Source organism: Anabaena lutea FACHB-196 (genome assembly GCF_014698305.1).
Classification (GTDB): domain Bacteria; phylum Cyanobacteriota; class Cyanobacteriia; order Cyanobacteriales; family Nostocaceae; genus Anabaena; species Anabaena lutea.
In genome coordinates this window covers 163805-181453 of sequence record NZ_JACJST010000010.1, presented here as the reverse complement: position 1 = coordinate 181453, position 17649 = coordinate 163805, and the positions used below count along the sequence as shown (strand labels likewise).

The 17649-nt window shown below is 36.7% G+C and carries 11 protein-coding genes; all 11 read right to left on the bottom strand.

All coding sequences use genetic code 11. The features are described 5' to 3' along the window. Nucleotides 1-2 precede the first annotated feature (2 nt). The 11 genes from H6G59_RS13110 to H6G59_RS13060 all read right to left on the bottom strand — a co-directional run bounded on the left by H6G59_RS13110 (nucleotide 3) and on the right by H6G59_RS13060 (nucleotide 17614). A complete protein-coding gene (locus H6G59_RS13110; RefSeq protein WP_127055511.1) occupies nucleotides 3-1157 on the bottom strand; it encodes a restriction endonuclease-related protein in 1155 nt (384 codons plus the stop codon). 649 nt (nucleotides 1158-1806) lie between these two features. Continuing rightward, on the bottom strand, nucleotides 1807-4092 hold the full coding sequence (locus H6G59_RS13105; RefSeq protein ID WP_190715020.1) for a hypothetical protein: 2286 nt from the start codon (nucleotides 4090-4092) through the stop codon (nucleotides 1807-1809). Between the two features lie 253 nt (nucleotides 4093-4345). Further along, complete coding sequence (locus tag H6G59_RS13100; protein WP_190715018.1) at nucleotides 4346-6076, bottom strand: type IV secretory system conjugative DNA transfer family protein; 1731 nt, start codon at nucleotides 6074-6076, stop codon at nucleotides 4346-4348. 116 nt (nucleotides 6077-6192) lie between these two features. Then, nucleotides 6193-7479, bottom strand: coding sequence for a beta/alpha barrel domain-containing protein (locus H6G59_RS13095; protein ID WP_190715016.1), 1287 nt, complete (start codon nucleotides 7477-7479; stop codon nucleotides 6193-6195). A gap of 49 nt (nucleotides 7480-7528) precedes the next feature. After that, a complete protein-coding gene (locus H6G59_RS13090) occupies nucleotides 7529-8314 on the bottom strand; it encodes a hypothetical protein (RefSeq protein WP_190715014.1) in 786 nt (261 codons plus the stop codon). Nucleotides 8315-8356: 42 nt separating this feature from the next. Continuing rightward, complete coding sequence (locus H6G59_RS13085) at nucleotides 8357-10069, bottom strand: TrbI/VirB10 family protein (RefSeq protein WP_190715012.1); 1713 nt, start codon at nucleotides 10067-10069, stop codon at nucleotides 8357-8359. 419 nt (nucleotides 10070-10488) lie between these two features. Further along, nucleotides 10489-11271 (bottom strand): hypothetical protein, encoded by a 783-nt coding sequence (locus H6G59_RS13080; protein ID WP_190715010.1) that lies wholly within the window; start codon nucleotides 11269-11271, stop codon nucleotides 10489-10491. A gap of 39 nt (nucleotides 11272-11310) precedes the next feature. Beyond that, nucleotides 11311-12453, bottom strand: coding sequence for a hypothetical protein (locus tag H6G59_RS13075; protein WP_190715008.1), 1143 nt, complete (start codon nucleotides 12451-12453; stop codon nucleotides 11311-11313). Between the two features lie 94 nt (nucleotides 12454-12547). Then, entirely contained in the window at nucleotides 12548-13306 is a 759-nt protein-coding gene (locus tag H6G59_RS13070) for a hypothetical protein (RefSeq protein WP_190715006.1), read from the bottom strand. A gap of 622 nt (nucleotides 13307-13928) precedes the next feature. Next, nucleotides 13929-16796, bottom strand: coding sequence for a hypothetical protein (locus tag H6G59_RS13065; RefSeq protein ID WP_422602373.1), 2868 nt, complete (start codon nucleotides 16794-16796; stop codon nucleotides 13929-13931). 479 nt (nucleotides 16797-17275) lie between these two features. Then, entirely contained in the window at nucleotides 17276-17614 is a 339-nt protein-coding gene (locus H6G59_RS13060) for a hypothetical protein (RefSeq protein ID WP_190715004.1), read from the bottom strand. Nucleotides 17615-17649 lie beyond the last annotated feature (35 nt).

Here is a 17649-nt window from a genome sequence, read left to right as displayed (position 1 = left end):
TTTTACTCCTTAGAAGATTTAAAATTTTTAACTTGACCAACAAATTGTTTGACTGAAAAAATACCTATATCTCTAAGAGCAGAATTCTCTTGACATCTCACATCCCAAACAGCTTGAAATACTTTTTTATATTTACCTTTGTATCTGTAATCCGGGAAAATATAAAAAGCTTTATCCCAGGCAGGAAATTGTTTTAAAGGTTTTAAAGACCAAGCCAGTTCTCTAGCATTTGCTTGGTCTTTCATATCTACTGCCCAAACTTTCCCATTTGGGAATTTAATCATCAAATCATAATTATCTATACTGGGCCAAAGGGAGCAATCTAAGCCTAGATTGACTAGAGTATTTATTAATTGGATTAATGACCGTTCTGGAGCTACTACAGAAGCCTGGATACCGCGAATAGTTCGCATTGATTCTGGACGATATGGTATCCATTGTTGAGGAGTATTTATATCACTAACAAGGCGAGAACACAAATCACTATAACAAACAGCACGATGCCGTGAAGAGCCTTGCCACTCCAAAGTCCACCCACATCTGGGACATAATGCTATCTGTTCAACTCCATTTTGTTTAACTCGACAATTTAGAGGGATACGTTCATAAGTTGCACACAATAAAGAACGAATTTCAGGTTCCCAGTCTAAATCGCTGTTGATAATTTTAGTTCCCCATTCTAAATAAGGATTTTGTACTAGAAACAGCCTAGCTCTTATATATTGCTCATCTAACTTATTTTCTGAGCAGTATTCTAGAATATCCTTAAAAGGAATGTCTTGAATTTCTATCTCAGGATTGCCTGAGAGCATTCTTTCACTTAGTTCATAAGCTAAATCTGTGGGTTGTCCCAGAAATAAAAGTGAGCCAAAAAGATTAGCATCAGCCATTAATTGACCGACTCCGGGCCAATCTTCTACAGGCTGGTGCAGCCAATTAACCACCTCTTTGTGATGCAAAGGTGGCATGCTTTTATGAGTTATACACAAGACAGATAATTGTTCAAGCCCTGATTTGATGTGTTCATTGGAACTGGTAATAGGAGAGGCATTTCTTTTAGTGATTTTTTCTTGTTGCTCAACTAACCCTACTGCTATTCGGGTGAGAATCTTTTTTGCTTGTATTTTTTGTGAATCTAGAGATGGTATATTACTCATAGTCTCGGTTAAGTAAATAAAATACAAAATAAGATAGCAGTTTAGTTATGTACAGTGGACAATTGAAAATTTTAGTCCTCCCACTAGTAGTTTTGGCTTCTTCATACTCACAGTCGTGTCTTTCCAATCTCTGGTGACTATGAAACTTTAATAACCATAACGCTTGGCTTCAACGGTACTTTCTCGGTTTACACTGTCAGTATAGCTTTTGTTAAGATTATATGGTTGCTATGTAAATATAAACATTTTATTAATTTTGATTTTAAAAAGGTATGTTGAACTATGAAAGCCTGGGTGAGAGGCTTCGGAAACTGCTGTATGTCGGGCATTAGACTTCCGTTTCTTGGAGCAGTTCGCCGAGCGATTCGCTTCCTACTTTTTGATTCCGCAAGAGGCACTACGAAAAATATGGGTTTGAGATTGCTTCCCAACCGTCGCAATGACGAAAATACGTTAATCTTGCGTAAGTCCTCAACAGAAGAAAATTTCTCTGCGATGTGCTGCCGAAATGCTTGGTATTAGTGATATCGAGATGGAGAAGCGACTCCACTGTATAGAGGGAGAAGAGGTTGATTTGGCAATAAATATTTATGAATAGACCTGTAATTAACACGCTCCGTGCTACAGGTAAAAAATTTACATATTTTGTTTATAGAGAATATTCAGTAACATTTCTATAGTTGTTTGATTTCTTCTTAGCATCCATATTTTGTGATATTATACTTACTTTTGGCGTATATTTATTTGCAACTACTTCCTTACGCCACCTTTCCAAATCATTAGTTATATCTCTCAAAGGTGGCATTTTACTTTGCAGATTATCACCTTTTAAATTCTGTAAAATCAACAGTTGAAAATACAATTCCCTCTGTTCACCTACAGAAAGCATCTCCTGAGATTTTTCAACTTTATCTCGAATACCACTTTTAACCTCTTCTGCATTAATGAGAGAAGAATTAATATGAGAATTATCCCTTTCCACTTGCTGCCATACCTTTTTAAGTGCAGGATGTAGGGGAACAGATATATCAGCAATATTCTTAACCTCCTTGCTACCATCCCTTGTTTTATCAACTAAACCATACTTCTCCAAATCAAACAAATGAGCATTGCGGGATATAAACTTCAACTGTGTTAAATCCCAATCGCTAATATTAAGATAATCTACCTGCTTAATAATACCTTCTGCTGTTTTATGGAGAGTAAAAGATAACATTTCTTCTTGTTCACCCTGATAATTAGTTTTATGTAGCTGCAAATGTGCCACTCCAGCTTCTACATCCCTGGATCTAGAAATCGTATATTCACCTATAGTTAAATTATCAGTCTTAGCTTGTTGTAAAGCCGAATTGAGTAAACCCAAAACCTCAGTCTTTCTAAAACTTTCCAACGTTGCAAAAGTGCCAGCAGGTGCTAAAGAACCTAGTTGGTTAGCAATATCTCTGATATCTGCATTTTGTAGCTGTGGTAATTTCTTCTCACTCGAAATCTTCTCAGCTACCATCAAAAACTCTTGTCTTTCTACTGCTAACATTTGTGTAGGAGGAATTTTAACTTTTATATCCTGACGAGAATTGACAGTAAATTCCATCAGAGAATGAGAAAAATTAGATAATTCATCACGACGATGATGGATACTATATTTTTCACCTTCTTTTCTAATTACAAAAGTATCACTTCTGTAAATTTTAGAACCATCTGCTAAAGTTTCTCCATAAGCCTTGAGAAATTCAACTGCTGTTTCAGCGATTTTGGCATTTTCAACTTTCAATTTATGCCGCATTTTCAGCCAGGTTAAACCTAGAAATCTTTGCCAATTAGCTGCAACATCCTTTTTAATAGGAACTTCTACTTCCCTAACCCAGTTCTGATTTTGAGAAGTTATTGCTGGAGATGAAACCACACCATTGTAGTTTGGTGTAAAAGCGACTTTGCGCTTTGGTGTTTCAATTTCTTCCTCTGTTGTTTCAACAAATTTATCTGACTTTTTCTTTTTATTAGTATCAGTTTTAGGTGTTGTATCTGTGACTGTTTCTTCAAATTTGATCTCATGCGTTGAAACTTGTTTATTAATAAAATCAGGTTGATGTTCTTCTGTATATGTCGTCTCAGCAGCTATAGGTATATCTCTCGTATCATCCCATTCTGGTGAATCATCTACTGGTGGTTCTGGTAATGGAGTATTTTCATCCCAAAATATGAAAGTCTCTTCTTCAAATGGTGAATCTAAAACAGATGTAAATTCGCTCTCTATTACAACACTTTCTCTGGTATGTTCTATTGATGTTGTAAATTCCAATTCTGTAGTATTATCAACAATTTGAATTTCAATATCTTGATTTCCAAAAAGTTGACCTAACAGTTCATCAACAATTGTTGTTAACTCTTCCTTTAACTCTGTTTTATTACTTGTGGAATTTTGACTAGGAGGTAAATAACGAATTATGGGTTCATAAACTACAGCAATAATTTCCTCAGTGTCTAAATTTTCAGTCACCCAGTTATGACGACATTTACCTTGATTATCTTGCTGGTAAACAGTTAATTTATCACCTGATTCAATAGTGGCAATGATAGCTAAGGAAGAGTTATTATTATATAGAACAATATCTGTGATGTCTCGAGAATTATCTGCTGCTGTTAACATTAACAGCTTGGCGATATTCTGTGCTTGGACATCAGACATTTCGGCAGATTCCCATTTCCAAGCACCAGGAAATTCCTCATCTGGAACAAGCCGATATTTCTCACTTCCTATTTGTACTTCAATTTCAGATAGGTTTTCTAGTTCTTGCTGCAATTTTTCTCTAGCTTTATCTATTAAAGCCTGGATTAATTCTGCTAATACTGAGGCTGTAATTTGAAGTTCATCAATTATATGGTCAACGGTTTTTTGATAACCTGTTGCTAATTGTGTTACTCTTTCATCAAACATATTAATATATCCATTTGAGAGCAGGATTTAAAGGTTAACAAGATTAATTTTAAAAATGTAATTTTTTGTTACATATAGCAATTCTATTTTGTTTGTGTATCCTTTATGGAATCTGTGAGCAGCACAGTATTTTTTAAACTAACCGCAGAGACGCAGAGGGCGCAGAGGTAAAGAAAAATGAAACCTTTACATTCCTTTGAAAATTGCTATATACAAATTGCTGAAAACTAGACAATTACGTTAACATTGGTAATTAGAAAAATCCTTTATAAGCATCAATAGGTAATGGTACAGCACCAGCTTGTACAGGTTGCTGAGGAATAGGAAATAATTTATTCACCTCTGCCACTCGTTTATCTAAATCCTCTTGAGTAGGACGTTGTTGAGTGCTTTTATCTGTTAACTGAGCAATCAATTCTGTCCACCTAGAGTCATTTTCTTGCTCAATATTAATTAAAACTTTGGGTATTTTAATTGTTTTTAATAAAGGAACAGAAGCTTCATTTTGATTACAGTAAGCCGGGTTGATAAATATACACTTCCCCGGTGGCAACTTCAAAAACTGTGCTGGTTCAAATAACTTCCTTGTTTTATCCTGTTCAGAAATTGAGGTACTGCTTTTACCTCCCCCAGTGCTTTTTGATTTCTGCTTATACTTAATTTCTTCATCTCCCAGGTAAGCACTAAATAACCGCGCTGATTCTTCCTCACCTGGATTAAAAATGAACTTCGTACCGCAAGCACCCAGCATGGTTTTAGCAACCTCCTTACCATAGTATTTTTCCAACTGTCCCATGTTCTGCCATCCCAGAATGCCGCAAAAACCCTCACTGCGAGATTCATTGAGCCATCTAAACAGGTCTGGTAGGTATAAAGAAGGCACTTCATCGAGGACAACAACTAATGGGTCTTGCCTTTTTTTAGCGATCGCTCTGGCTACAGTCATGTGTAAGATACTGCACAATAGTGGACCCACAGCATCCCGTCGTTCCCTATCCAACCCAAAAATAATCATCTGTTTACCCTTGATTTCCAGAGGTAGAGTCGTCTTACCCACAAAACACCCCAAAGTATTCTTTTTCATAAACCGGGTAAACATCAAACTGGCAGTACCGGCAATACCTGCAATAGTTTTCTCAGAACCAGCCGAACTGAATAACTGACCAAAAGCAATCTTAATCCAGGGATTGAGGTTAGCAGCCATTAATCTTTCTACCATGCGATCGCTACTGAGAATAGCCGCTGCTGTCATAATATCTGGATACTGAGTTTGCTTAGTCAGCATTAAGATAGCTTCAGTCAACTGGTCACCAGCAGGCCCAAAAAAAGCATCCTCGTTACTAGCAGCCATCATTTTGAAATTTTTGTTGATTACAGTTGCTAACTGCCTTGCCGTTTCCGCATCTGTAGAATCTCGGAGAAAATCAAGGGGATTACACACCTCACTTTCAGGGAAACCAGGAGCGAAAATATGGACTTGATAACCCATCTTTTTCGCATAACTGGCAACTTTAGCTTGAGTTGGGTATTTAAAGTCATATAAAACAATCGGAAAACCTTGGTCAATAGCACTATAAATCATCGGGTTAATAGCAGAAAAAGACTTACCACTACCAGGAGCGCCAATGACTGCTGTTCCTCTTTGTACATCTGGTATGTATAACGGTATGGGACTTCCCGGTTCTTTATCTTGAGTTTTTTGACCTGTAAATTTGTGTCTACCAACATAGAGAGTAGCACTATCACATTGAGGATTAGCAATTTGTTTGATAGCTTTCTTTTTCGCTTTAGCTTTCTCCTTTCTTCCCCCAAAATAACTGGTAGCCAATTTGCCTTTTTTCGTTCCCGATAATATTTGTAGGAAGACAAAACCGAGTAATAATCCTGTCAGCACTAACCCATTATAGGAAAAAAGATAATGAGTGTATTTACCAATTGGTGCTTGGGGGTTTTGCAGTTCGGAAATAAAGTTGTTTGTAGTCATTTTATTTCTGTTTTTTAATGAGTTGATATTCTTTGAATATTTCCTGGTTTACACAAAATATCTTTTATCTCACGCAGAGTCGCGGAGAGGAGGCTAAGGGACTAAATATTCATTTACTAGGGAATTGTTAAAGGAGTACCCAGAAATATAGGTGATTTCTCTTGATAACTGAAGAAAGGAAACGGTCCAATAAAATAAGGTGAACAACCTAAATCAAACCAACCTCCTCTCCGACAAATGCGGAAAAAAATAGCTGTTGATGCAGTTCCAGCACCTTCATTAATATCCCACACAGCTTGTTTAAACCCCTTACCAAAAGGATGTCTTCCTGTTGGTTCTTTCCCACCATTAAGATTGCCTAATATCCCAAAACCACCCTTTACTTGTTGAAATTTACCACTCATCCATTGAGTACCTGTGATTCCACCAGCACCTGATAATTCTATGTGAGCGCATTTGTTCGTACATGAAACATTAAACCCAACTTGGTCACTACCACTAATTGAACGTTGTCGGTTTGATTCTACTTCCTTTAATGGCAAGTCTAATTTACCAACAATACTTCCTTGGGGTACAGGTGCATTGGGAAAATTAGCGAATGTTACCTGATTTAGTCCAGGTATTTTTGATATCCTAGTATTCTGCCAATTACTAAATTGTTTCAAAGCAGTTTTTTCTATTCCAGGAATGGAAGTTAGTTTATATGCAGATAAATCAATTTCTCCTAATTCTATATCTTTTATCTGGGGGAAATTATTAATAACTTGTCCTATGGTTTGTCCATTAATATTTGCAACCCCTAATATTTTTTTAATCAAATCTCGAATAGGTGGTACATTTTCTACATATTCATTAACTAGATTGGGAATGGCTTTAGTTAATTCAGGCACAGTTTGCCATTTAACAGTATCAAAATCTGATAATTTAATATTTACTAGAGAAATACCACTTAGTTGCCCAATTGATTGTAAACTGAAATTTTCTAAATTAAATACATTTTCAAAATCCCCTAATTCCATCACTTCATCTAAACTTTGTCCTGCTTGCCAATTTCTGATTGATTTATATCCAGGAAATTCAACATTGGGAAGTTCAACACTACCAGGACTAGAGAAAACAAAAGATTTAAATGTAATACTTTGCCAATCAGGAACTGGTGCATTGTTGATGTATTTGCTAGGGATAGTGTTCACTGTTGGTGTAGGAGATGCCGTTACTGGCTGAATTCCCAAAATATAACCAAGTAAATTATGATGGCGAAAGGATATTAAGCCATGTAATAATAAACTTGTACATAAACCCAAAAACATCCAGTATTTGATATGGTAATTGAAATTTAATTGATTAGTTTTTGTACTTTCAACAGGTTTTTGATTATTTTGATGATGACGATTTAGCAGCATATTTACATCCTAATTAATTACTAGAATAATCGTCTGAAAAATCTTGATTTCACTGAATTGTAGGTTTAACTTTTTGATTAGGAAGTTGATTAGGAGCAGTTGATTCAGATCCTAATTGCAATAAACGCTCAATTAGCTGAGGAGAAACTTTGACACTTTCAGCAGCATTGGTCAAATTTTTACCTGACTGTAACTCTTGAATTAGTTGTTGTAATTTCTGCCATAAAGGATTACTAGGAGTTATCCACCGTTTTTCTGCTGCTACCTGTAATCCCTTAGTAATAGTGGCGACAATTATAGAATCTGTGGGTGGTGCTTCTTTGCGGGTGACATCAGGAGTGATAGAGATGGTACTATAGCGTGGAGTACCTTTACTTGTTAGCACCTGAAAGTTGTAAACTTGCCGTGTTCCTGCTGAAGATTGCGTAATCACCGTTAAGTGTGCGCCATTTTTAGCTGTAGGCATTCCAGGAATACTAACCGGGTTAATTTGTCGCAGATGAATTAAACCTGCTCCTGAGTCTTTACAATTCGACCTGTCGGACAAACCTTGCAAACAACCATCTACATCCATAAGGATGCGGGAAGGATCATCTAACCACACTCGTTGAATAACCTCACCAGTCTCATAAAACGAGATGGATACACCATGTCCCGGCCATACTTCCACAGTTTGCAGTTGTGCTTGAGTTCCAGTGGCCTTACTTTGAGGGATAATGCGGACAGAACTCTTGGTATGAGTTGATTGTGTTCTTGGTGTTGGTAGTGCCTGAGATGGAATATTGATCAAGCAAGACGTTGTGATAGCTAGAGATAACCAGAAAAACTTGTTCATTTTCGCCCTCCAAGAGACCTTCACCAATGTGTATTCGGTAGTTTAAAGTCGCAAAGAGCGATTTACTTGAACAGTAATTTGGGTATTTTGACGGATAAACCAAATATTAGGTCGTTTCATAATTTCTGCGATCGCTTTTTGATTGCGTTCCTCTACCTGCTTGGAAACTGTACCAAACGCTCCTTGAGCAAATGCACCTAGTAAAGAGCGATTTCCATTGCGACTGGTTTGGATACTGCTAAACCCACCATTAGATTGAGAAATGCTACTTTGAATATCAGGTTGATTAACCACCTCCCCCACCTTGGCCAGTCCTGACATTAAACCTAGTCCTGCATCCAAGCTTAAAATCTCTTTACCTTTGTCCCGATACTGATTAGCAATTAACGGTTCTCCCCCTTGACCTTGTATGACAATTGTTCCTGGTCTTAATGTATATTCAGTTCCATCTTTAAGAATTGCAGTAACTACAGCAGTAACTCTTCCAGAAGAATCAACTCCTTGAATTTCTGCACTCAAAAGTGTATTAGCAGGAATCGCTTCTTCCCCAATATTGCTTAGTAAAGGTTGGGTGAGTTTAACAACAAACTTAGTTTGAAGGTGAGAATTATTAGAATTAACATTTGCCGACCAGACAATAGGTGTTTCTAATATCCCAGTAGCGTATTCTCCTACTCTTAAATACTGTTCTTCTCTGCCCTCAATAATAGCAGCTTCTTCTGGAGAATAATTGTTGCTTTCACTGAAATTAGTTACCTTATCACTTTTATCTAAACTTTTCGCACTAATTACTGGAGTCCACTTTGCTTTTAGTTGTTCAATCACCCTTTTGTTATTATCAAAATTGCTGTCATAATCTGATTCTGAGTGATTCGTAGTAACTGTTTCTAGTTCTGTTCCTAGTTGAGAATCGCGGTTATAACTCGACCTACGTCTAGGAACATAATCAGATGTGACAACATTTTGAGTCTGCGTACTTGCTACCTCCTGTTTGTCATTTGTAATTGCTGCTGCATAATCAATTTGACCACCAGAACCTAGAGAACGTAAATTTGCTAATTCTGTTAATGGATCTGAAGGTTTTGTAGGAGCTTTAAAGGTGGTTTGTTGTTTGGGTAAAATCGTTGAAGTTGCAACAGTTTGTACTGGAGGTGAAGAGCGTGCTATTGGCGCTTCTCTGACAGGTCTTTCCCTTCTCATTGGTCTTCTAGGTTGTTGTTCCCTAGTGACTGTTGACGATGTTTCTCTGCTGACAAATTTATTAGGAATAGTTTTAGTTCTAGGTAGGTTTTCAACTGTCTGTTTATCCTGTTTTTCAACTGGTGATTCTTGCCTAATTCTATTTTGTTCTTTAAATGCTTCCAGTTCTTCAGCTTGTTTTTGTAATGCTAATTTGGCATAAATATCACCATCTTGTTTGGGAACTTCTTCTTCAGGAGGAGAGGTAGCAGCAACTTCTGGTGTTTGTTCTTTCTTCGTTACCTTCTCATTCATCATGGGATTGAGGAACATAAAAATTAGTATAAATCCTAATCCAAATCCTCCTCCAACTACTATTGTGCGTGACCAGGGAGAATTTACAACTGAATGTTGTGTTTCTACTAATTCCAATTCATCTGCCAATTCCACATCTGATTCAGTAATAATATTTTGATTTTCAGTACCAGCAAGATTATTTCCAGCATTATCTTCAGCGAAATTGAGTAAGTCATCTATCTTATTAGATTCAGTTCTGTTTTCTAAATTCGTTTTCATAAATATCCCTATTGTATTTACAGTAAATAACCAGAAATCTCAATTTTTATGGATCGGATCAAAAGCATCTTATTAATTCAATAACACTAAAATCTTCAGATTGATTAATGCCTAATTTTTGATGATACTTTTTCGATAATAAACATAACTTCTATAAAAATCTTATGAAATGATATTTCGTCATTAAGATTTTTATTTTCAATCAACCACTAGCAATAAAGTAAATATCTGTTGTGTGAGATTAATTTTGAATTTTTCACTCCTTAATATAAACCTAGTCCAAGTTGAGAAGTGTAGTTTTTTAAAAGGGAACAGGGAAGAGTATAGAATTTGAAAATAAAACCCGATTTAAAAAACTATGGGTTTCAAAATAGACGCGGTTTAGTTCAAATAAGGCTCTTTATCCAGCTTTCCTTCTCTCAGTTCTTCCCTAAATTTAAATCTGTGATTTCAATAATTTCTAACCCTGACCTGCGAACCGAATAAATTTTCTGAGCAATCTCTGTTGTTTCTGGAGGTTTTTGAGGAGTTTGTATTACTTGAACTGTCACAGTTTTATTAAAAGCTATTCCATTACCAGCATTATCCTCCTTACTAAAAGTCACCAGAGTAGCAATCACATCTACTTGCCATTTTCCTTTACCTATCTTGCGTGGTTCACTAACATATCTTGGTACTAGAGAACTTTGTAAACCACCTTGAAAGACACTTGGTGGTGTGAGTTCTGCTAATCTTTTCAGAAAACTGGCTCGAAAGTCTTGTTCTTCACTTAATGCAAAAGCAGCTTCCCAAGCTTTTGTCGTAACTCTTGCAGTCCCTTTTGTAACTTTTATATTAGTGCCATTATCTTGTTGAGTAATAATTTCTCCATTTTTAGTTGATTTGATTAATCCATCCCAATTGAACATTTTTACCAACGTATCAACCACAAATTTTTTAATCACTTCTGCTGAACGGTCATCAGGTTCTAGTGCTTTAACATTGATTGTATTACCATCAGCAATTTGGACTAGAGATGGTGGCTTTTTACGAGCTAAAGTTGAAGTTGCACCATAATTAAAAAGTTGTAACAGAAAAGATAAAGAACTAAGAATTAGAGACATTACAGCAACAATAGCAATAGGATTAGATACCGATTGCCCAGAACTTAAAAATTGTAATGCTTCTCTTTTTGGAACTTTGGATTTAGTGTGATTGAGCATAATTTCTCAAAATTGATAAAGTTCTTATTGATAAAATTCTTATTTGCGAATCATAGTGGTGATTCGAGATACACTAGCAGAAAGAGCAATATTACCTGCTGAGATAGCACCACTAGCCAACCATTGAGCGCCATTATTAAGCTGAGTTAGGACTGCTAGACCACCTCCAGCAGCAATTCCTGTGGCTAAAAATGGGGCAACTAAACCAATAAATGCCAAAAAAATCATCGGTTGACTAGCTTTAGCTGTAGCAATTAACTGTCCAGCTAAACCTAAAATAATATTGAAAGAAAGTTTAGCAAGACCAACAGTAAAAAACCCTGTTAACCAACCAAAAATTGCTTTATTACCAATTGGCATTAAAGAACCTCCAACTGCTAAAGGAGCTATTAATGCAGTTAGAAGTAATGCTAGTTCCAACCCCCATTGGTAAGCATTATTTAATGCTAATAATAAACTGGTAATAAAAGTGGTAACAACTGCACCAATCGCCGCACTAGAAGCCGCAGATAATTTGCTAGTAATAGTTCCCACTAAACCATCACCTTCAGCTTCAGAAGCTGCTTGGTTGATTTTGTCCAAACCTTGAGTTACCCAACTACCTGCTGCTCCTAAATAACTACCACCTTCTACATCTTTAAAAATGTCAGGAAATTTGGCTTCTAAATCGGCTCTTGCTTGTTTGAGACATTGTATTTCTTCTTCATTTGATAATTGAGAAGAACGACATTCTTGAATCGCATTACCTACGGCTGTTTCTAATGCTGCTTGTCCTAGTGCTTGTTGGTAAGCTGCTCTCAAATCAGCCTCTGCTGCCGTGTACTCTAATATATAGTTATTGACACTGTTAATATATTCCCTCAATGCCAAAGTGCTATTCGCTAGTAGAGAACCATTATTAGCAAGGAGAACAGTGACAATTAAAGGCCAAATTAATTCACTGAATGCCCTTTGTTCTTCGTCATTAATCATTTGCTTACCCCATTGCACCATGAATAATGCGAGGGTAGCAACTGCAAATAATACTCCAACTTTGCATAGAGAAGCATATAATCCACCTGTAAGAGTTTGTTGCCATAGTTCATTAAAACCTTCTGCTACCAAGCTGGCACCAGCAGAGGCATTTTCAATTAAATCCCCTGCACCGAAGTTATTAGCTGCTAGTATTGTTAGACCTAACATAGTGTTATTCCTGGTAGGATAGAAGGAAAAAAAGAGTTGATTAACTCCTTGTTTAAAAATGTGATTAGTGTTAAAATTTTAGAGGCTATATATATCATTTCTTGACATAAGCAGGGTCTAATCTACTCCAACCAGTTAACTCTAAATATTGACTGGTCATACCAGTAGTTAAAACTCTTCTGGCACGATTTTGTTCTGCTTGACTTTCAGCAATTTGATTGAGCATGAGGTTAGTTTGTTGAGCATCATGTCGTGCTTGTAAACCATCAGTACGTACCTGTCCTAACATGGAGACAATTTGAGCATTTTGAGCAGCGATCGCTTTGAGGACATCTTGTGAAGCATCCATATTTTGAGCATCTTCAGCTAACTGCTGTGCTTCTCCAACAGTTTTATTGGTAGCATCAATTTCAGATTGAGTCCGCTGCTGTCCTTCTTTCCCTAAAACACTAGCTACCGTAGCGCGGGTGCTATCTCTTTCTAGTTGTTTCCCAGCTTCCACCGCACCAATAATGGTGCTACTTTCTGCTGCTATCCCTCCTTTTTCTTGCAACTTATCAGCTAATTTTTGACTAGCTGCTGTAGGGTCTGGTATCCCCATATTTCCCTTAGATTCTTCAATTGCAGCTTGAGCATCTTTTTGGAGATTTCCCCAACTTTTATCTACTTCTTCCTTGAGTTGATTCGCTACCTCGTTAAAATAGCCGTTTATGTATCCAAATGTTTGATTGAAGAAGTTGTCAAGTTGTCCTCCTAAGTCAATTGCAAAAGCATTACTTGGTATAGTTATTGCTGCTAATATAAAACCTGATGTAATAGCAGTTGAAATTAACTTTTTCTTGTTACTTTTCATGATATTTCACCTGTTGAGTAATTCAATAAATGAATGATATGCCCAGAATATTAGACCTTGTGTTTTAATAATTAAAAAATTGTAGTAGCATAATTTACAACACCAAAAATAACGAAAGATGGTTTTTAAAGTAGAGTGATTATTACAATCACATTCTTATATAGCAATCCTATTTGAGTTGAGAACTTATCAGTGATAGCGTAGCGTGATGTAAGTCATGGGGAGGAAACAGAAAGAGATAAAAAGAGATGTAACCCACTAGACTGAGAAAGAAAGGCTATATACCAATTTTATGTGAGGCTGAACAGAATCCTGAAATCCATTGATTGTCCCATCTTTATCTGTGTTTATCTGCGTTTATCTGCGGTCAATTATTCTTGATATTTCGTTCTATGCAGCTTCATATTAATTGGTATTAAACCCTAATTTCTCCGTGTCGCGCCAGTTGCTGCCTCTTTCAGAGGAGCTATGCCTACGGCACGCTGCGCGAACGCTAACAAGTCGGGAAACCCGCCCAACGCACTGGCTTCTCTGTGGTATGTCTTCGACACGCTTTGCGAACATTACTAATTGACTTGTGCGTAAGTCCTAATACTATTTCTTTATGAGGTATAGATTTCCTTTATGCTACTATTTTCAATGGTTTATCAGACTTAGTTTCTGAAATATGAATTTGTTTTGATTTCAGTTTCACCTGTTCTAAAATTTCATTAGCCTCCTCAGTAAGTTCTTCACCTCTAATCAATTTGATGTACACTTCAGAAAACCTGACTATTCCCGTAATAGGATCATCTTGGTATTTCCTGAGATATAATGTTCTGAGTTCCTGTTCTTGGGGATTATTAGCAACAGCAGCTAAAAGGCAATAAGCAGGATAATAACGGCAGAATGTAAATTTCCCATTATCATCTAATAGCCATTGTGAATAAATACTTTCCTTTTTGGGAAAGAATGACTCTGTACTATTACGAGAAATAATCTCTGTTGGATATTGAAAATATTTGATAAATGACTCTATCGCACTACTTTGAATCCGACCAATCAGCCGAGTTGTCAGGTTAGCAAAGATTTTGGCAGATGATTTACTTTGATAGATAGTATCTGGCTCTTGTGCTGATAAAATTACACGAATTCCAGCTTTAGCACCATTAGCACATAATCTACCAATTAGTTCGGCAATTGCTTCAAATTGAAACAATATTGGTGCTTCATCTAAAAAGAAAATTGAAGCCTTAGAACTAAGAGCGCGACGCAAAGCCGCAGCATAAGCACTTAATGATAAAATAGCTGCATCTGCCTCAGAAGAAAGAGAACGCAATGCAAATACTAACAGTTTAGCATCAGTACGAAAACTGGAAGGTTGGCTAATAGATTGACCGACTCTACTATTAAGCCAAAATTTTAATCGTAGCCTAATTTGGTCTAGTGCTTTTAATTGCTCCTCACTATTACTAGCAATTGAATCTAGTTTAATATAACCAGGAGAACAATAGTTATAAAAGTCATTGAGTGTAGGCGTATCATTCCATTCCTCCGTTCCTAAACCTTTTTCTAATGCCAGTTTATAACGTAACTTGATGTCATCATCAGCAAAGAAAGTTTCAATTGCTAAGGTGATAATACTTTCAATATTACTCACCATTGTGGCATCAACACCAACAGAATTAGTGCCTATCACCATTGTGATGATTGTAGATTTAAGAAAATCCTTAAAATCTGTTAATCGCTCTTTTCTTAACTCTGTTTCTAAACCCCTCAAATCTGGTAATTCAAACAGGTTGTTTGTTTCACGGCTAATATCAAAATATGCCCCATCTTCTCCCATAAAATTAGTATAATCAGTAAAAGTGCTACTACCATCAGGCTTGGGATAATCAAGAGCAACAACAGGAATATCTTGAGCTAAAGCTGGGGTAAGTAAACCAGCCACCAATACTGATTTACCTGCGCGAGTTGTCCCAAATACTGCTAAATTTTTGTGGTGGTTGTATAAATCTAAATGAATAGGAGTACCACCTTCATCAGCAATTAATTCAAACCCTGTTTTATCCCCAGTTGCAGTTTTAATTACTGGCATCAATCCGGGGACTTCATTGGTAAAATAAGGCAATCTGCGATTAAACGGTTTAGTCAACAAGTTTTGCCAAACAATTGGTAAACATTGTAACCATACTTTCCAGGCATATTCCATTTCTCGCACCACAACAGCCGGACGGAGAAAGCAGCTAGAAACATAACGACAAGCTTCGTCTAGTTTCTGACGTGAGGGACGGTGTACCAGAAAGACTACTGCGGTATTAATTGGTACTGCACCTTTATAGATAGTTTCTTGTGCTGCGATCGCTTCTTCCATGTTCAAATTGGCTTTTACATCCACACTGTTTTTATCAGCAGACATGGCAGAGGAAACGATAGATTGTTTAGTCAGACGTTGCAGTGCTGTTTTAGCTAACCCCTCATTGGCTCTTGTTAATTGACAAATGATTTCTGTATCAGAAACCTTATCTCTAGCAATTAGTTCCCACAAATAGCGCAATTGAGCATATTCATCCACCCAGCCAATTGGTTTTTCTGTGAATGTTAATGCACCAATATAATGGTCTTGTAAATTTACCCAAGCTCTATCCAAAAAAGGAACTGATGCTTCTCGTTCTAAAATTAAGTGACGGATGTGGAAATCGCTGTTTTGTTCTTCCCGCAATCCATCATTATCCAAAGTCAATAAGTGCGGAATATTTGGAGGGTTGCTGGTATTAAATTGTCCCCAAATTACTCCCCACAGTTCCTGAGAACCCAAGGGTTTAATATTCAACCCCATTTTATTATTCAGGGTTTGTTCCCATAGCTGAAAGCCAGATGTAAAGCTATTTTTGAGAATTGATTCAATACGTTGATGTCGCACTTCGTGAATTTGTCCAGTAAATTTATGCCAACTTTCTTTAGCTTGGAGAATGAATTTCTCTACAAAGTCCGCTGTTTCACTATTTTCAGCAACAGTATAGGTACAGTAAATTCTCAAAAATTTGTTTTTGCGATCGCCTTGATTTGTTAAATCTCTAATTCGCAACCGTTCTGACCGAATTAACAGCATCAGTTCATTACTACGACAATTTTCTTCTAATGCTTTTAGTTCCTGTTGACGGTTATGGTCATCGGTAAATGAACCCAGATGAAATGTTAAAGATTCACCATAGGGTATTTCTTTAAGTCCGGCTTCTATGCCCGCAAAAATTGGTAAAATTTGGCTTTCTGGGAGAGAAGAATGGATACCTTGACAATCAAAGCAGAATTTAATTTGGATATCGTCTTTTCGCTTGAGGATAATTGCTCCAACATCTTTTCTGCCGGCTATGGAGATACTAGCTATCGCTGCAATATGGGTTAAATCCTCAAAAGGAGTCAGGCGTTTGGCTACAGAAATCTCTTGAGCAGAGATATTTTGTCTACCTACCTTATCTTTGGGTATTTTTTCTTTCGCTGAAGAATTCATTGCCATGATTTCGTTACTCAAATAATGTAATTTTTTCTGACTTTGACTAATAAAAAAAGGATGTAAGCCTCGAAATTTATTTATGGGAATATGATAATTGTGAATGTTCAATGGTGTTGCTGTTAGCGCAGCTTGGCTTTATACCATTTATTTATGAGGCTGCGCTGAATAAATTCTTCAAATAAGGTTTGAACCAAAAGAAAATGAGATTATTTTTTAGGGAATCTATGGATCTACGGCTACGCCACACAAGCTATTAAACAAAAATTGTATTAGCCATATCAGGCGATGATTTTGTGTGATTTTTACCGAAATTTAGATAGTTTCAGATTCTAATTGATCCTGCATTTATGCAACGACTTTTGAATTTTCTTATCTAGTACACTGCGGCGTAAGTTAATGAACCATTCTCAATCGTTCAAAAGCTGATTCCATATTACTTTTAACTTTTGTGAAGCGGTACTAGCCTGTAGACGGCACTATTTGGAATTTGGCACGACCATTTTTTTTGAAGTTGATGTTAGTATTTCTGGTTTTTGAATCAGAGAGTAAAAGCGTTTGTATCCTCTGGTAACTCTGGGTACTGTGAGAAATTTTGATAGCCAGGTTTTATTACTGGTAAGAGTCCACCAAGTTGCACATCCCCAAGCTGTAACTAACCCAGTAACTAACAAAGAAGTTTGAAAAGTTAGCTTGCAGATCAAGTAAGTTGTCAAAGCAATAGCTGCCCAAGGAAAAACTTGATCTGCTGGAAATGGTCCAATTCTCGGTTGTTCCCCCAAAACTCTGTTGACTGTTCTAAATTCTTTGCGCTTCATTAGTTATCTGATGTTTTTGAAGGTGTAAATTTAAC